12 protein-coding genes are annotated in these 17,571 nt (G+C 73.1%); 7 read left to right on the top strand and 5 right to left on the bottom strand.

The annotated features are described in order from the left end of the window. Positions 1 to 28: 28 nt before the first annotated feature. Together EKH77_RS21250 and EKH77_RS21245 are read right to left on the bottom strand one after the other, a co-directional pair. The gene (locus tag EKH77_RS21250) at positions 29 to 3,310 is read right to left on the bottom strand and encodes an ATP-dependent helicase (RefSeq protein ID WP_126915921.1); all 3,282 of its coding nucleotides are present in this window, start codon (positions 3,308 to 3,310) and stop codon (positions 29 to 31) included. A gap of 210 nt (positions 3,311 to 3,520) precedes the next feature. Further along, positions 3,521 to 3,877, bottom strand: coding sequence for an MGMT family protein (locus EKH77_RS21245; protein ID WP_276319234.1), 357 nt, complete (start codon positions 3,875 to 3,877; stop codon positions 3,521 to 3,523). A 189-nt stretch (positions 3,878 to 4,066) separates the two neighbouring features. On the opposite strand from EKH77_RS21245, the gene EKH77_RS21240 reads away from it, so the two are divergent. From EKH77_RS21240 to EKH77_RS21210, 7 genes are all read left to right on the top strand, one after another. After that, complete coding sequence (locus EKH77_RS21240; protein WP_126915919.1) at positions 4,067 to 6,769, top strand: lysylphosphatidylglycerol synthase transmembrane domain-containing protein; 2,703 nt, start codon at positions 4,067 to 4,069, stop codon at positions 6,767 to 6,769. A gap of 162 nt (positions 6,770 to 6,931) precedes the next feature. Beyond that, positions 6,932 to 7,327, top strand: a complete 396-nt coding sequence (locus EKH77_RS21235; RefSeq protein ID WP_126915918.1) for a TOBE domain-containing protein — start codon at positions 6,932 to 6,934, stop codon at positions 7,325 to 7,327. Positions 7,328 to 7,339: 12 nt separating this feature from the next. Next, positions 7,340 to 8,104: a molybdate ABC transporter substrate-binding protein gene (modA, locus tag EKH77_RS21230; protein WP_126915917.1), complete on the top strand. Its 765-nt coding sequence runs from the start codon at positions 7,340 to 7,342 to the stop codon at positions 8,102 to 8,104. Next, a complete protein-coding gene (locus EKH77_RS21225) occupies positions 8,101 to 10,080 on the top strand; it encodes an ABC transporter permease (RefSeq protein WP_126915916.1) in 1,980 nt (659 codons plus the stop codon). Before modA ends, EKH77_RS21225 begins: the two co-directional genes overlap by 4 nt. Before the next feature lie 90 nt (positions 10,081 to 10,170). After that, positions 10,171 to 11,727, top strand: a complete 1,557-nt coding sequence (locus EKH77_RS21220; RefSeq protein WP_240667465.1) for an alpha/beta hydrolase — start codon at positions 10,171 to 10,173, stop codon at positions 11,725 to 11,727. 123 nt (positions 11,728 to 11,850) lie between these two features. Further along, on the top strand, positions 11,851 to 12,891 hold the full coding sequence (locus EKH77_RS21215; protein ID WP_126915914.1) for a hypothetical protein: 1,041 nt from the start codon (positions 11,851 to 11,853) through the stop codon (positions 12,889 to 12,891). Positions 12,892 to 12,955: 64 nt separating this feature from the next. Continuing rightward, the gene (locus EKH77_RS21210) at positions 12,956 to 14,551 is read left to right on the top strand and encodes an alpha/beta hydrolase (protein ID WP_126915913.1); all 1,596 of its coding nucleotides are present in this window, start codon (positions 12,956 to 12,958) and stop codon (positions 14,549 to 14,551) included. 56 nt (positions 14,552 to 14,607) lie between these two features. Here EKH77_RS21210 and moeZ read toward each other — a convergent pair whose 3' ends face one another. The 3 genes from moeZ to EKH77_RS21195 all read right to left on the bottom strand — a co-directional run bounded on the left by moeZ (position 14,608) and on the right by EKH77_RS21195 (position 17,567). Continuing rightward, a complete protein-coding gene (gene moeZ / locus EKH77_RS21205) occupies positions 14,608 to 15,786 on the bottom strand; it encodes an adenylyltransferase/sulfurtransferase MoeZ (RefSeq protein WP_126915912.1) in 1,179 nt (392 codons plus the stop codon). Positions 15,787 to 15,870: 84 nt separating this feature from the next. Then, positions 15,871 to 16,665 carry a spherulation-specific family 4 protein gene (locus EKH77_RS21200; RefSeq protein WP_126915911.1) on the bottom strand — a complete coding sequence of 265 codons (795 nt, stop codon included), beginning with the start codon at positions 16,663 to 16,665 and terminating at the stop codon, positions 15,871 to 15,873. Beyond that, complete coding sequence (locus EKH77_RS21195) at positions 16,653 to 17,567, bottom strand: NAD-dependent epimerase/dehydratase family protein (protein WP_126915910.1); 915 nt, start codon at positions 17,565 to 17,567, stop codon at positions 16,653 to 16,655. The genes EKH77_RS21200 and EKH77_RS21195 overlap by 13 nt, the downstream gene beginning before the upstream one ends. Positions 17,568 to 17,571 lie beyond the last annotated feature (4 nt).

Genomic DNA, 17,571 nt, shown 5'->3' with positions numbered 1-17,571 from the left:
GGTGACGTTAGCGGGAGGCACTGACATCTCACTCCACGATCTGCCGGCCCTCGGGCCGGGCACTGCACGAGGCGCGGAACGAGCAGTGGTCGCACTGCCGGCCGGGGCGGGGAGTGAAACGTTCCTCGAGGACCCGGCCCGCGGCCTCGGCGAGCAGCTCGCCGATCCACTCGCCGTCGAGGGGCTCCTGCGCCTGGACCTTGGGCAGGGTCTCCCCGCCGTCCTTCTTCGCCGCGCCCTGGCGCAGGTGGACGAGTTCGGCGCCGCCGGGCCGGGGCCGGGCGCCGCCGAAGGCGTCGTCCACGGCGCCCTCGGCGACGGCGAGCTGGTAGACGGCGAGCTGGGGGTGGCGCTCGACGTCCTTGGCGGAGGGCGCGTTCTTGCCGGTCTTGAAATCGACGACATACGCGCGGCCCTGGTCGTCCTGCTCCACGCGGTCCATGGAGCCGCGGATGCGCACCTGGTACTGCCGGGCCTTGAGGGTGACGTCGAAGGGGTGCTCGGTGACGACGGCGTCGCGGGCGCGTTCCATCACGTGCCAGCGCAGGAAGCGCTCCAGGGCGGCGCGGGCCTGTTCCCTCTCCTGCCGCGACTTCCAGGGGGCGTCGAAGGCCAGGGACTCCCAGACGGTCTCCAGGCGCTCCATGAGCACGGCGAGGTCGGCGGGGGTGCGGCCGGAGGCGACCTCGTCGGCGAGGACGTGGACGACGTTGCCGAAGCCCTGGGCGGCGGTGGCGGGGGCGTCCGCCTTGACCTCGCGGCCCAGGAACCACTGGAGGGAGCAGCCGTCCTCGGTGAGCTGGCCGAGGGCCGAGCCGGACAGCGTGACGGGCCGTTCCGGGTCGCGCAGCGGCACCTCGTTGTGGGTCGGCTCGTGCAGGCCCCACCAGCGGTAGGGGTGCGCGGCGGGGACGAGCGGCTGGCCCTCCTCGTCGCGCAGGGCGGCGAGCCGGGCGAGCCGTTCGGCGGCGGCGGCCCGCAGGGCGCCTGCGGCGGCGGGGTCGACGGTGGTGGCACGCAGCTCGGCGACGAGCGCGGCCACGGCCAGGGGGCGGCGCGGGCGCTGGGTGACGTCGACGGGCTCGGTGCCCAGCTCGGTCAGGAAGCGGGAAGGCTGGTCGCCGTCCTCGGCGGCCGCCTTGACCGCCGTGACCACGAGCCGGTCGCGGGCGCGGGTGGCGGCCACGTAGAACAGCCGGCGCTCCTCGGCGAGGAGCGCGCCCGCGCCGAGGGGCTCGGCGATGCCGTCGCGGCCGATGCGGTCGGCCTCCAGGAGCGAGCCGCGGCGGCGCAGGTCGGGCCAGAGGCCCTCCTGGACGCCCGCGACGACGACGAGCCGCCACTCCAGGCCCTTGGAACGGTGCGCGGTCATCAGCCGGACGGCGTCGGGGCGCACGGCCCTGCGGGTGAGGGTGTCGGCGGCGATGTCCTGGGCGTCGAGCTCGTCGAGGAGGTTCAGGGCGCCGCGGCCGCCGGTGCGCTCCTCGGCGCGGGCGGCGGTCTCGAAGAGAGCGCAGACGGCGTCGAGGTCGCGGTCGGCGTTGCGGCCGGCCGGGCCGCCGCGGTGCGCGGCGCGTCGCAGGCGGGTGGGCCAGGGAGTGCCGTCCCAGAGGTGCCACAGGGCTTCCTCGGCCGTGCCGCCGCGCGCCAGGAGCTCACGCGCCCCTGCGAGGAGGGCGCCCAGGCGCTGGGCGGGGCGCGCGTACGCGGGGTCGTGCGCGACCAGGCGTGCGGGGTCTGCGAGGGCCTCGGCGATGAGGGTGTCCGAGGGACGCGGGGTGGTTTCGCCCGCGGCCCGTTCTTCGTCCCGCAGGGCGCGGCCCAGTCTGCGGAGGTCCGCGCTGTCCATGCCGCCCAGGGGGGACGTGAGGAGGGTGAGCGCCGTCTCCGGCGTGAGCCAGTTCCGCGCCTTCGGCGCGGTGTCTCCCACCCGCCCACCCGTTGAGGCATCCGCCACCGCTCGTAGCGCCGTCAGCAAGGGGGCCACCGCTGGTTCGTGGCGGAGGGGGATGTCGTCGCCGTCGACCTCGATGGGGACGCCCGCCGAGGTCAGGGCGCGGCGCAGGGACGGTATCGAGCGGGAGCCCGCGCGGACGAGGACGGCCATGTCCTGCCAGGGGACGCCGTCCTCCAGGTGGGCGCGGCGGAGGATGTCGGCGATGTTGTCGAGCTCGGCGCCCGCCGTCGGGTAGGTGTACGCCTCCACCCGGCCCCCGTCCCGTACGGGCGCGAGTTCGCGGTGGGCGCGTACGGCGGCGGCCGGCAGCCGGGTCAGCGGCATCCGGTGGGTGAGCAGCCGGGTGGCGGCGAGGAGGGCGGCGCCGGAGCGGCGCGAGGTGTTGAGGACCGCTACGGGGGCGGGCGTGCCGTCGGCGCGCGGGAAGGCGTGCGGGAAGTCGAGGATGCCGCCGACGTCCGCGCCCCGGAAGGCGTAGATGGACTGGTCGGGGTCGCCGAAGGCGATCAGGGTGCGGCCGCCGCCCGCCAGCGCGCGCAGCAGCCGGAGCTGGGAGACGTCGGTGTCCTGGTACTCGTCGACGAAGACGGCGTCGTAGCTCCGGCCCAGTTCGGCCGCGACCTCGGGGCGCCCGGCGAGGAGGACGGCGCGGTGGACGAGCTCGGCGTAGTCGAGGACGCCGCGCGCGTCGAGGACGTCCAGGTACTCGGCGAGGAAGGACGCGGCCGCGCGCCAGTCGGGGCGGCCGGCGCGCCGGGCGAAGGCGTCGAGCTCGCCGGGGCCGAGGCCTAGCTCCCGGCTGCGGGCGAGGACGGCGCGCATCTCGTCGGCGAAGCCGCGTGTGGTCAGGCAGGCGCGCAGCTCGTCGGGCCAGCGCACCCGGCCGCGCCCCTCCTTGCCGAGCTGCAGTTCGCCCTCCAGTAGCTCGCGCACCATGACGTCCTGCTCCGGGCCGGACAGCAGCCGGGTGGGCTCGATGAACAGTTCGACGTCCTGGTGGGCGCGGACCAGCGCGTAGCAGTAGGAGTGGAAGGTGGTGGCTCGCGGGCCCTGGGCGCCGCCGAGCCGGGCCGCCATCCGGTCGCGCAGTTCGACGGCCGCCTTGCGGCTGAAGGTGAGGACGAGGATCCGCGCGGGGTCGGTGCCCCGCCGCACCCGTTCGGCCACGGCCTCGACGAGCGTGGTCGTCTTGCCCGTGCCCGGTCCGGCGAGCACCAGCAGCGGCCCCCGCCCGTGGTCAACCACCGCGCGCTGGCACGCGTCCAGCTCAGGAGGGACCACCGGGCCCGGCGGCGTGCGCACGAGGCGGTACGCGCCCGTGTCGGGCCGCTGGTGGGACGAGGAGGAGCTCACGTGTGTCGCCGGTCCTGGGGGGAGGTACGGGTGGTCGGTCGGCCGGGACGTGTCACGGCGCGGAGGGCGACCCCCGACGCTACGCCAGGAGACCCGTGTGGCGCAGTGCGTCCCGGGTGCCTTCGTCCCTCCCGGGTGACCTCATCCGTTCGGGTAACGCCTTGCGGTCACGGGCCGGGGCGCGGCCCGGTGGCGGCGGTCCTCCGGCCGTCAGGTGCGCGGAGTCGTGGGCGGAGTCACATCCCCGCCGCCGTCCCAGCGGGCGCGGGCCATGGCGATCCGGGGCATCCGTCCCCCGGCGGCCCGGCCGGGCTCCCGCAGCGGGGTGCCCTCGGCGCGGTAGTGGGCCAGGGCGTCCCGCTCGTGTCCCGGCAGCAGCAGGCCGTCCGCCCGCACGACGCGCCACCAGGGCACGGCCCCGCCGTAGAGGGCCATGACGCGGCCGACCTGCCGGGGGCCGCCCTCGTCCAGCCACTCGGCGACGTCCCCATAGGTCATCACCCGGCCGGCCGGAATCAGCTCGGCGACGGCCAGCACCCGTTCCGCGTACTCGGGAAGCTCGTCCATCCGGTGCATACTGCCGCATCGCCCGCCCGGCGGGGCCGCCCCGGCGGCCGGAACCGGGCGGTCCGCAAGATCACCCAGAGTGCGTCATCGCACTACAGGGCGTACGATCCGGAGTCCGCGCCCCCCGAAATGCACCCTGATACCCCCTTGCCCGGCCGGGCCATGCCACCATCTTCCGGGCGGTGACTGGTGATACGAGACCGAGAAGAGACCGACGAGCAGCAGGGCGCGCAGCCTCCGGACGAGGCCCGCGCCCGCGAAGTGCTGCCCTGTGACGGGCGCGCCGGCGCGTACCCGTGCGAGGACGGTGAGGGCCACATCGACAAGGTCTCCGGCGACGAGCCGCTGCTCCCCGCCCGTGTCCACCGCCCGGCCGATCTGGTCCGGCTCTTCCTGGGCATCGTGGGCATCGCCCTCGTGCTCGCGCTCGCGGCCTTCGCCCACGCCACCACCTCCGGCCTGGCGCAGGACATCAGCGCGAGCACCGGCAAGGCGCCCCATCTGCTGGCCAGCTTCGCCGGGCTCACGGCGAACATCGCGGTCTTCATCGTCCCGGTGGCCTTCGCCATCGAACGGCTGATCAAACGCGACGGGCTGCGCATCGCCGACGGCGTCCTGGCCGCCGTGCTGGCCCACGGCGTGTCCCTGGCCACCGACCTGTGGGTGGCCGATTCGGCGCCCGAGTCCATCCGCGCCGCGCTCTCCCAGCCCTCGCCCGCCGGCGGCTTCACCGACCCGGTGCACGGCTACCTGGCGCCCGTGATCGCCTATATGACGGCCGTCGGCATGTCCCGGCGGCCCCGCTGGCGCGTGGCCATGTGGGCCGTCCTCCTCCTGGACGCCTTCGCGGTGCTGGTCAACGGCTACACCACGCCGTTCTCCATCGCCATCACCGTCCTGATCGGCTGGACCGTCGCCTACGCCACCCTCTACGCCGTCGGCTCCCCCAACGTCCGCCCCACCGGCCAGCACCTCCTCGCCGGGCTCCGGCGCGTCGGCTTCCGCCCGGAGACCGCGCTGCGCGCCGAGGACACCGAGACCGCCGAGCAGCACCCCGACCGGGGCCGCCGCTACATCGTCACCCTGGAGGAGGGCCCGCCCCTCGACGTCACCGTCGTCGACCGCGAGCAGCAGGCCCAGGGCTTCTTCTACCGCGTCTGGCAGCGCCTGGCCCTGCGCGGGATCATCCAGCGCCGCAGCCTGCTGTCGCTGCGCCAGGCCCTCGAGCAGGAGGCGCTGCTCGCCTACGCGGCCATCGCCGCCGGCGCGAACGCGCCCAAGCTCATCGCCACCTCCGAGCTGGGCCCGGACGCCGTCATGCTCGTCTACGAGCACATCGGCGGCCGCCCGCTGGTCTCCGTCCCCACCGAGGAGATCACCGACGAGCTGATGCGGGGCGCCTGGCACCAGCTCAAGGCCCTCCAGTCGCGCCGCATCGCCCACCGCAGGCTCGACGGCGACGCCCTGCTGGTGGATCGTTCCGGCAATGTGGTCCTCACGGACCTGCGCGGCGGCGAGATCGCGGCCGGCGACCTCGTGCTCCGCATGGACGTCGCCCAGCTCCTCGTCACCCTCGGCCTGCGGGTCGGCGCCGAACGGGCCGTGGCCACCGCCGTCGAGGTCCTCGGCCCCGACGCCGTGGCCGACAGCCTCCCCCTCCTCCAACCCCTCGCCCTCACCCGCGTCAGCCGCGCGACCCTGCGCCAGCTCGCCCGCGAGCGGTCGGAGCGCGAGCGCGAACGGGTGCTGGAGAACGCCCGCCTGGCCAAGGAGGCCCGCGAGGCCGAACGCGCCGCCGAGGCGGAGCCCGTCGAGGCCGGCCGCAAGGCCCTCAAGGCCGAGCGCCAGGCGGAGAAGAAGGCGCTCGGCGAGGCCCTCGAGGAGGCCCGCGAGGAGGACCTCCTCGCCCAGATCCGCCGCCAGGTCCTGCTCATCCGGCCGCAGGCGCCGATAGAGCCGGTGCGCCTGGAGCGGATCAAGCCCCGCACGCTGATCAGCTTCGTCGCGGGCGCGATCGCCGCGTACTTCCTGCTGTCCCAGCTCACGCACGTCAAGTTCGGCGATCTCGTCGACAAGGCCAACTGGGCGTGGGTCGCGATGGCCGTGGCCTTCCAGGCGCTGACCTATGTGGCCGCCGCGATGAGCCTCCTCGGCTTCGTCCCCGAGAAGGTGACCTTCGGCCGGACGGTCATGGCGCAGGTCGCGGGCTCGTTCGTGAAGATCGTCGCCCCCGCCGCGGTGGGCGGCGTGGCCCTGAACACCCGTTTCCTCCAGCGGGCGGGCATCCGCCCGGGCCTGGCCGTGGCGAGCGTCGGGGCGTCCCAGCTCTTCGGCCTGGCCTGCCACATCATGCTGCTGCTGTCCTTCGGCTATGTGACGGGCACGGAACGCAGCTCGTCCCTGGGCCCCTCCCGGACCGTGATCGGCGGCCTGCTGACGGCCGCGGTCCTGGTGCTGGTGGTCGCCGCGATCCCGGTGCTGCGGAAGTTCGTCTCGACCCGGGTGCGGTCGCTGTTCGCGGGCGTCGTGCCGCGCATGCTGGACGTGCTCCAGCGGCCGCAGAAGCTCTTCTTCGGCATCGGCGGGATGCTGCTGCTGACGGCGGCGAACGTCATGTGCCTGGACGCGTCGATCCGGGCGTTCGGGGGCGACCTCAGCTACGCGAGTATCGCGGTCGTCTTCCTCACCGCCAACGCGCTGGGGTCGGCGGCGCCGACGCCGGGCGGTGTGGGGGCGGTGGAGTTCGCGCTGACGGGTGCGCTGACCTTTGCGGGGCTGCCGGCGGAGCAGGCGGCTCCCGCCGTGCTGCTGTTCCGGTTGATGACCCTCTGGCTTCCCGTACTGCCCGGCTGGGCGTCGTTCACGCATCTGACGCGGAAGGGTGCGATCTAGGGGGCGGCCCTGCGGGGCTGGCCCCAGTCCCGCCCTTTCACCGTTTCCCGGGGGCTCCGCCCCCGGACCCCCGCTCCTCAAACGCCGGAGGGGCTGGATTTACCCGGCAGGGGATACATCCAGCCTTGCAGATGCGAGCTGAATCGACATAACGTGCCGCACATGCGGTCGTACACCATCGGGCAGGCAGCCCGTCTGCTGAGCGTGAGTCCCGACACCGTCCGGCGTTGGGCCGACGCGGGCAGGATCCCCACCCGGCGCGACGAGGCCGGCAAGCGGATCGTCGAGGGGCCCGACCTCGCGGCCTTCTCCGTGAGCCTCGCCGCCGAGGCGAACGAGAGCGACGACGAGCCGCACACCAGCGCCCGCAACGCCTTCCCCGGGATCATCACCGCCGTGAAGCTCGGCGACGTGGCCGCGCAGGTGGAGATCCAGGCCGGGCCGCACCGCCTCGTCTCCCTCCTCACCCGCGAGGCCGTGGAGGAGCTGGGCCTGGCCGTGGGCATGGAGGCCGTGGCCCGGGTGAAGGCCACCAACGTCCACATCGACCGCGCCTGACCAGGAGAGTCCATGCCCCGCACCCTCGTACGCACGGCCCTGGCGGCAGCGCTCCTCCTCCCCCTGGCCACGGCCTGCGGCAGCGGCGACAAGAGCGACGACGCCAAGCAGCGGACCACCCTGACGGTCCTCGCCGCCGCCTCCCTCACGGACGTCTTCAAACAAGCCGGGGCCCTCTACGAGAAGGAGCACCCCGGCACCAAGGTGAACTTCTCCTTCGCGGGCTCCCAGGAGCTGGCCGCCCAGGTGCGCCAGGGCGCGCCCGCCGACGCCCTCGTGACGGCCGACACCAAGACGATGGACGGGCTCGCCCAGCAGACGAACGCCCCCACCACCATCGCGAAGAACCGCCTGACGATCGCCACGGCCCCCGGCAACCCCAAGAAGATCCAGGGCCTCTCCGACCTCTCCAACCCCACCCTCAAGGTGGTCCTGGCGGCGCCCGAAGTACCCGCGGGCCGCTACAGCAAGAAGGTGCTCGACCAGCAACACGTCGACGTCAAGCCGGTCTCCCAGGAGCCCAGCGTCCGCGCCGTGCTGAGCAAGGTCACCCTCGGCGAGGCGGACGCGGGCATCGTGTACGTCACGGACGCCACCGCCGCCGGGAACAAGGTCGCGACCGTCACCATCCCCGACGACCAGAACGCGGTGGCCGCCTACCCCGCCGCGACCCTCAAGGGCTCGAAGCACACCAAGGAGTCGGCCGACTTCGTCAAGTGGCTCGGCTCGGCCGAGGCCCAGAAGCTCCTCCGTGGAGCGGGCTTCCAGCAGCCATGAGGGCCCGTACGCCCCTGCCCCTGGCGATCCCCTCCGTCCTCGCCATCGGCTTCCTGTTCCTCCCCCTGGCAGGCGTCCTGACCCGCACACCATGGGGCAGCCTCCCGTCCCGCCTGACCTCCCACGAGGTCACCCAGGCCCTCGCGCTGAGCCTCACGGTCTCGGCGTACTCCCTGGCGCTGTCCCTCGTCCTGGGGGTCCCGCTCGCCTGGCTGCTGGCCCGGGTGGACTTCCCGGGCAAGGCGCTCGTCCGCTCCCTCGTGATGCTGCCGATGGTCCTCCCGCCCACCGTCGCGGGCGTGGCCCTCCTCCAGGGCTACGGCCGCCGGGGCGTCCTGGGCCCCTGGCTGGACGAGTGGTTCGGCATCACGATCCCCTTCACCACCACAGCAGCGGTCACGGCCTCGACCTTCGTGGCCATGCCCTTCCTGGTAATCAGCCTGGAAGGAGCACTCAACGGACTCCACCCCCGCTACGAGGAGACGGCAACCTCCCTGGGAGCGACCCCACTCCACACCTTCCGCACGATCACCCTGCCCATGATCGCGCCGGGCCTCTTCGCGGGAGCGGCCCTCTGCTGGGCCCGCGCCCTGGGCGAGTTCGGGGCGACGATCACATTCGCGGGCAACCTTCCGGGCGTCACGCAGACGCTCCCCCTCCAGGTCTACCTACTCCTCCAGGACGACCCGGAAGGAGCGACAGCCGTAAGCCTGCTCCTCCTGGCCATAGCGACAGCCGTGCTCCTCACCCTCCGGGGCCACTGGCCGCAGACGCCGACGGCGGGAGGTCGGGGCCGGGGCGGGGCGGGCCCCGGCAGGGACGTAAAGGACTCTTCGTGGCGCGTGCCGGGTACGACGTCACGTGATGCCCGAGGCCACGAAGAGTTCAGTCCCAGAGGGGTCCGCCCCGCACCGGCCCCGACCGCACCCACCCCCCGCCCCCTGCGCACCACGGTCACCGGCGCTGTGGAAACAACGCTCACCGCCCAAGCCGGCACCACCATCGCCGTAGTAGGCCCCAACGGCGCGGGCAAAACAACACTCCTCCGCACCCTCCTGGCCCTGACAAACCGCGCCAAGGCGGAAACGCTGACACTCGGCGACCAAGACGTATCAGCAGCCCCACCCCACCGCCGCCGAATCGCCTGGGTCCCCCAGGACGGCGCCCTCTTCCCGCACCTCACGGCCCTGGCCAACACCGCCTACGGCCTGCGCGCCCAGGGCACCCCGAAGAACGAGGCCCACGCCACCGCCCAGCAGTGGCTGGACCACCTGGGCATCGGCCACCTCGCCCACCGCAGGCCCGGCCTGCTCAGCGGCGGCCAGGCCCAGCGCGTGGCCCTGGCCAGGGCCCTCGCCGCCGGCCCGAGCCTGCTCCTCCTCGACGAACCCCTCGCCGCCCTGGACCAGTCGACCCGCGCCCAGGTGCGCCACACCCTGCGCACCCACCTCGCCGACTTTCCCGGTGTGTGCCTGATCGTTACCCACGACCCCGTGGAAGCCGTCTCGCTCGCCGACCAGGTGCTCGTCCTGGAGGACGGCCGGACGACCCAGTACGCGCCCCCTGCCGAGCTGGCCCGGCACCCCCGCTCCCCCTGGGTGGCCCGCATGCTGGGCCTCAACGCGTGGCCGACGGAGGCGACAGCCGACGGCACCCTCCGCCTGCCCAACGGCGCGACCCTGACCACGGCGGACCCACCCCCCACCCCCGGCCCGGGCCTAGCCGTGATCACCCCCGAAGCGGTGTCGCTCCACACCGCCCACCCCACGGCCACCACCAGCAGCCCCCGCAATGTCTGGCAGGGCAAGGTCCGCGAGCTCACCTCACAAGGCAGCAGAATGCGCGTCCTCGTGGACGCCGACCTTGAGATCGTCGCTGAGATCACCCCCGCCGCCGCAGCGGAGCTGAAGCTCACGGAGGCCACCCCCGTCTGGGCCGGCGCGAAGGCGACGGAAGTAAGGTTCGTCGCTCTGTAACCACAGGCCCGCCGTAACCCATACGGCCCGCCCTGCGCGCGCCCCGGCCCCCGCCGCCCAAAAGTGGGAGGCGTGTCCAGATCCGTACGCGTGTCCAGAGGGCGAGCGCTGCTCGCCGCCGCGCTGCTGACCACGGTCACCGGGCTCGCCGGTTGCAGCGGCGACGCCGACGGCGAAGCACGGCAGGTGACGCCCTCCGCCACGAATGCCGCCACGGCCGGCGCCGCCGCCCCCCTCCAGAACCAGAAACTGGACTGGAAACCCTGCCCACCCCCCAGCCGCAGCGAGGACGCGGGCACCGCCGGCCGTCCCCCCGGCCCGGACTGGGAGTGCGCGACCCTGCGCGCGCCGCTCGACTACGCCCACGCGGACGGCGAGAAGATCGGCATCGCCATGATCCGGGCGAAGGCCACCGACCAGTCGCACCGCATCGGCTCGCTCCTCTTCAACTTCGGCGGCCCCGGCGGATCGGGAGTGACGACGCTCCCGGCGTTCGCCGACGACTACCGCACCCTGCGCACCCGCTACGACCTGGTCAGCTTCGACCCGCGCGGGGTCGGCCGCAGCAACGGGGTGACGTGCCTGCCGGACAAGGAACTGGACGCGTACTACGCGGCGGACGCCACCCCGGCCACCCCCGCCGAGCAGAACGCCCTCGTGGACCGGGTGAAGAAGTACGCGGAGGGCTGCCAGAAGCGCTCGGGCAAGTTCCTCCCCCACATCGGTACCACGAACGCCGCCCGGGACATGGACCTCATGCGCCAGGTCCTGGGCGACGACAAGCTCCACTACTTCGGCGTCTCGTACGGCACCGAACTGGGCGGCGTCTACGCCCACTTGTTCCCCAAGAACGTCGGCCGGGCGCTGATGGACGGCGTGGTGGACCCGTCGAGCGATCCGCTGCAGAGCGCTCTCGCCCAGGCCGCCGGGTTCCAGCTCGCCCTCGGCGACTATATGGCGGCCTGCACGAAGACGTCGGACAACTGCCCCACCGAGCAGCAGATCAACTCGCTCCTCGAGCGGCTGGAGAAGAAGCCGGTGCCGGGCGGCGGGGGCCGCGACCTCACGCAGTCGCTCGCGACCAGCGGCATCGCGCAGTCGCTCTACTCGAAGGAATTCTGGGACTACCTCACCGAGGGCGTCGAGGACGCCGAGAACGGTGACGGGAAGATCCTCCTCATGCTGGGCGACTCCATGAACGGCCGTGGCCAGGAGGGCACTTACAGCTCCCTCCAGGCGTCGCTCAATGCCATCACATGCGCCGACTTCTCCCAGCGCTACACGGCGGCGGACATCGAGCGGAGGGCGGCGGAGTTCCACAAGGCGTCACCGGTCTTCGGGGACTTCATGGCGTGGAGCCTGCTGCAGTGCACCGGATGGCCCGTAAAGGGCGAATGGCAGACGCCCGACGTCAGCGCGAAGGGCTCGGCGCCCATCCTCGTCGTCGGCAACACCGGTGATCCTGCGACTCCTTACGAGGGAGCGCGCAAGATGGCCCAGGAGCTCGGCAAGGGCGTCGGAGTCGAGATGACGTACCGGGGAGAAGGCCACGGCGCGTACGACAGCGGCAACGCGTGCGTGAAGAGCGCGGTTGACGCATACCTGCTGGAAGGTACTGTTCCGGCACCCGGGAAGGTGTGCTCATAGCACCCATAGCACATCACACCGGTACTACGAACTCCTGCGGCTCGAATGTCAGTGGCCCGCACTACCATCGCCCGCACAGAGTTTCACTCGGACCGGCAGCACGGGCGACGGAGGGGGACAGAGGTGTTACGCACGGCCGAACACCCGGGCCGCAGGGCCAGACTGCTCACCGGCGCCCTGGCCATAGCGGCGCTGCTGGCGGCCCTGATGGCGCTGTGGCAGACGCAGTTCAGGCCGCTGGCCAGGCAGGATTACTGCTGGGGCACATGGTCGGAGGAGAGCGGCCCGTTCCGCGGGGAGGCCGGGGGCGCCCGGCATCGGGTGTCCCAGGAGAGCGCGCCGGGCCCGGGCCGCCCCCACGGCCGGTGCACGCTGAGCTGGCGCGGCAACGACCCCGGCAACGACCACGACGGCAACGGCAACGGCAACGGCAACAAACACTGGGTCGAGCACCGACTGGAGGTCAGCTACGGCACGGGCCCCGAGGCGCCGGACGAGCGCCGGGCCTGGCTGACGGGGCTGTTCGCCGGGGGCGACTCGCCGCTCCCGGACGCCCTCCCGGGCTTCGTCACGGCCTCCTCGGGCACGCTGGTGCTGCCGAAGTCGTGCGACGTGCGCGGCCGGCCGTCGGTGGTCACGCTGACAGGATCGTTCCCGGACGCCTCCCCGGCACGGACGGGCAGGCTCCTGCTGGACGTGGCCAACCGGGCCGCGAAGATGACGGGATGCGCCCGGCAGGCGCGGCCACTGGCGTCACCCCGCGCGCCCGGGGCCTGCGCAATACCGGGCATAGCGGGCCCAGGGATGGGCAGACCCGCCGGAACGGGCAGTTCCGAGCCCGACTTCGAGACGTGCGCGCTGGCGGCGACGGACGCGTTCCGCTGGGCGGCCCGGTTCGCGATGACCGCCCGGCCCAGGATCGTCGCCCTGTTCGACGGGCTCACGGGCGACAGCCCACCCGCGCCCGGCTGGCGTGCCCACGGGCGGATCGAGGCGACGGGCGCGCTCATACGGGCCGACTGCGCGGGCCGCCCCACGGTGTTCACCATGCGCACGGGACCCGGCCGCACCGGCACCCGGGCCGACGATCCGCGCCACGCCTTCCCGGCGTTCGTCGACGCCGTCGCGGGCCGGATCGGCTGTGCGCCCCTGCGCTCCGCCTGACAACGCCCGTACGCCGGGTCGTCAGGGGGTCGGGAAAGGGCGATTCATCCGTAGAGTCGGTGGAATGAGTCCCACACGGCCCCGGGTCACGGCCCTCGCCTCCCTCGCCGCCACCGTCCTCGTGATCGCCCTCGCCGCCACCGGATGCGGTGACAACGGCGGCGACAGAGCGAACGGCCGGAACAGCGGCAGCGGCAGCGGTGCCGGCAGCGGCGGAGACACCAACGGGGGCAAGAACGGTTCCCCCGTGGTCAAGCTCAGCTGGAAGACGTGCGACGCCCCGACCGCCGCGCAGGGCACGGGCAAGGCCCCCGGCAGGGCCTGGCAGTGCGCGAAGCTCCCGGTGCCGCTCGATTACACCAAGCCGGACGGCGAGAAGATCGACCTCGCGCTGATCCGCGGCAAGGCCACGGACTCGTCCCACCGCGTCGGTTCGCTCGTCTTCAACTTCGGCGGCCCCGGCGCCTCGGGCGTCTCCGCGCTGCCCGCCCTCGCCGACGGCTACGCCACCCTCCACGCCCGCTACGACCTGGTGAGCTTCGACCCGCGCGGCGTCGGCGAGAGCGCGGGCGTGCGCTGCCAGAGCGACAAGGAGCTCGACGCGGCGTACCAAGTGGACGGCACCCCCGACGACGACGCCGAGCTCAAACAGACCCTCGCGGTCAACAAGGCGTACATCGACGCCTGCGCCAAGAACTCCGGCAAGGTCCTGCCGTACGTGGACACCGTCAGCGCCGCCCGCGACCTCGACCGGATCCGGGCCGCGCTCGGCGAGTCCAGGCTCCACTACTTCGGCATCTCCTACGGCACCGAACTCGGCGGCGTCTACGCCCATCTGTTCCCGAAGAACGTCGGACGCACCGTTCTCGACGCGGTGGTGGACCCGACGCAGGACACCGTGCAGGGCGACCTCGGCCAGACCAAGGGCTTCCAGCTCGCGCTGGACGACTACCTCAAGGACTGCGCCTCGGCGGGCGCCGCGGGCACCGGCGGCCGCTGCCCGACCCTCGACGAGATCACCACGCTCCTCAAGGACCTCGACGCGAAGCCCCTGCCGACGAGCCAGGGGCGCGAGCTCACCCAGGACGAGGCCACCAACGGCATCGCGACGGCGCTGTACTCCAAGGACACCTGGAAGTACCTGACCGCCGGGCTCCAGGAGGCGAGGGTCAAGGGCACGGGCAACACCCTGCTCCTGCTCTTCGACTCCATGGCGGGCCGTGCGCCCGACGGCCGCTACAACAATCTCCAGGCCGCCAACCGGGCCATTTCCTGCGCCGATTCACAGGACCGCTACAGCGTGGACGACGTCCGGCGGCTGCTGCCGGAGTTCAAGGCGGCCTCGCCGGTCTTCGGGGAGTCCGCCGCGTGGTCGCTGCTGTCGTGCACGGGCTGGCCGGTGAAGGGCAAGTGGAAGACCCCGGAGGTGAGCGCCGCGGGAGCCGCGCCGATCCTGGTCGTCGGCAACGCGGGCGACCCGGCGACGCCGGTGGCCGGCGCGGCGAACATGGCGGAGCGGCTCGGCAAGGGCGTCGGGGTCCGGCTGACCGTCAAGGGCGAGGGCCACGGCACGTACGGCGTCGACGCGTGCGCCACGAAGACCATCGACGCCGCGTTCCTCGACGGCAGGCTCCCGGCGGACGGCACGACCTGCCCGTAAGCACCGACCGGCCCTGCTCGCCACCGGGCGAGCAGGGCCGGTTCACACCCGGACCGTCAGTACACCGGCTTCTGCGGCTCCACCTGGTGGACCCAGCCGATCACGCCGCCGCCCACGTGCACCGCGTCCGCGAAGCCCGCGGACTTCAGGACGGCCAGCACCTCCGCGGAGCGGACACCCGTCTTGCAATGCAGGACGATCTTCTTGTCCTGCGGCAGCCCCTGGAGCGCGCTGCCCATCAGGAACTCGTTCTTGGGGATCAGCCGGGCGCCGGGGATGGAGACGATCTCGTACTCGTTGGGCTCGCGGACATCGATGATGTCGATGTCCCGGCCCTCGTCGATCCACTCCTTCAGCTGGAGCGGCGTGATCGTCGAGCCGGCGGCGGCCTGCTGGGCCTCCTCGGAGACGACGCCGCAGAAGGCCTCGTAGTCGATGAGCTCGGTGACGGTCGGGTTCTTGCCGCAGACCGCGCAGTCGGGGTCCTTGCGGACCTTGACCTGCCGGTAGGTCATCTCCAGGGCGTCGTAGATCATCAGCCGGCCGACCAGCGGGTCGCCGATGCCCGCCAGCAGCTTGATGGCCTCGTTGACCTGTATCGAGCCGATCGACGCGCAGAGCACGCCCAGCACGCCGCCCTCGGCGCAGGAGGGGACCATGCCCGGCGGCGGGGGCTCGGGGTAGAGGCAGCGGTAGCAGGGGCCGTGCTCGCTCCAGAAGACGGACGCCTGGCCGTCGAAGCGGTAGATGGAGCCCCACACGTACGGCTTGCCCAGCAGCACGCACGCGTCGTTGACGAGGTAGCGGGTGGCGAAGTTGTCCGTGCCGTCGACGATCAGGTCGTACTGGGAGAAGATCTCCATCACGTTGTCGGCCTCGAGCCGGGTCTCGTGCAGGACGACGTTCACATAGGGGTTGATCCCCAGCACGGAGTCGCGCGCGGACTCGGCCTTGGAGCGGCCGATGTCGGCCTGGCTGTGGATGATCTGGCGCTGGAGGTTCGACTCGTCGACCTCGTCGAACTCCACGATGCCCAGGGTGCCGACGCCGGCCGCGGCCAGGTACATCAGGGCGGGCGAGCCGAGGCCGCCGGCCCCCACGCAGAGCACCTTCGCGTTCTTCAGGCGCTTCTGTCCGTCCATCCCGACGTCCGGGATGATCAGGTGGCGGGAGTACCGACGGACCTCGTCGACGGTGAGCTCGGATGCCGGCTCGACCAGGGGTGGCAGCGACACGGGGACTCCAGGATCATCCCCACGGCCGTGGGGAAGGTAGAGGCAACAGTGCGTTCTTCCCCCGTAACACTGCCACGCCCCGTCTCATTCCGAGACACCAGGTCCGATGCGCGAGACGAAATCGTCCCAGTAGCCGGGCAGGGACTCCCAGGGGTCCAGGGCGTCGCGGTCGGTGCGGTCCGTGAAGTAGACGGTGCCCGCGCCCTGCCAGCGGGCGACGCGCAGCGCCTCGTCCAGATGCGTGCGCGGCACGCCGTGCACCAGGTGGCAGAAGCGCTCGGGCGGATGGTCGGCCGTCCACTCGGCGGCCCGGGACCAGCGGTACCCGGACCAGGGGCCCGCGTACGTCACCAACTGATCGCCCACGTCGGCGTATCCGGGGCTGGGATGGGTGCCGTGGGACAGCACGAGATACGCCCCGTCGAGGAGAGTGCGCAGCGCGCCGGTCATCCGCCGGATGCCGGAGAGCCCGGCCTCGTCGTCCGGGCAGCGGGCCAGCGTGAAGCCGTCCACCCGGTACCAGTTGAGGTAGCGCTGCGCGTCGGAGAGCAGCTCCCCGAAGGACCGGGTGCCGTACCGGGCGTCCAGCTGGCCCAGCACCCGGACGCCGGACGTGCGCAGCGGGACGACGGCGGACAGCCAGTACGGGTCCTGCCGGGAGCCGGGGCCGCCGCTCGTGCCGTCGGGCTCCCCCGCCGTGCGCTCCCCCGGCGTGCCGCCGCCGATCGCCACCCAGTCCAGCGGGAGGCCCGCCCGCTGGAGGCCGCCCCACTCGGCGGGGGCCACCAGCGGATGCGCGAAGCCCGGCACGGCGAGGCGCAGCGGGGCCTTGCGGGCGGCGAGGGCGCGACGGTATCCCGGGGAGATCAGATACGACACGCCGCCTCCATCCAGATGTCGGCCAGCGATTCCTCCAGGGCGATGCGCGGCCGCCAGCCGAGGCGGTCCCGGGCGGTGCGCACGTCGGCCTGCTGCCAGCCGCCGCAGCCGTCCGGATAGGGGTACGCGGGCGGGCTGCCCAGGTGGGGGTCGTCCAGCTCGTGGAGGGCGCCCCCGAAGCCCGCGACCCGGGCGAGCAGCGTCGCGGCGTCGCGGAGCCGTACGGCGCGGCCGGTGCCGATGTTGACGGCGCCCTGGGCGGCGGAGAGGGAGGCGGCGTGGACGGCCCGGGCGATGTCGCGGACGTCGACGAAGTCGCGCTGCACCCCGAGGCCGGTGAGCTTCAGCTCGTTGTCGCCGCTCTGCATCGCCCGTCGCATGGCCTCCGCGAGCCGGCCCAGCGGCGAGCCGGCGGGGGTGCCGGGCCCGACCGGGGAGAAGACCCGCAGCACGATCGCGTCGAGCCCGGAGCCGAGCACCAGCTCGGTGGCGGCGAGCTTGCTCACCCCGTACGGGCCGCCCGGGCGCGGCACCGCGTCCTCGGCGGTGGACGAGCCGGGTTGCGAGGGCCCGTATTCGGAGGAGCACCCCACCTGCACCAGCCGGGCGCCGCAGCCGCTGCGGCGCAGCGACTCGCAGACGGTGGCGACGGCGACGGTGTTGTGCCGGGTGAGCTCGCGCGCCCCGCCCCGGGTGGCGCCCGCGCAGTTGATGACGACGCCGGGGTGGACGGCGTTGAGGAAGCGGGTGAGGGCACCGGGGCTGCCGGAGGCCAGGTCGAAGCGGACGTCCGCGTCGTCGCCCCGGCCCAGGGCGGTGAGCTGGACGGCGGGGTCGGCGAGCAGCCGGTCGGCCACGAAGCGGCCGAGGTAGCCGTTGGCGCCGAGGAGCAGGACTCTCATCGGT

This window comes from Streptomyces luteoverticillatus, assembly GCF_003970715.1.
GTDB classification, from domain to species: Bacteria; Actinomycetota; Actinomycetes; order Streptomycetales; family Streptomycetaceae; genus Streptomyces; species Streptomyces abikoensis.
Note: the sequence above shows the minus strand (reverse complement) of the source record. Positions and strands in the feature narration are given on the sequence as shown.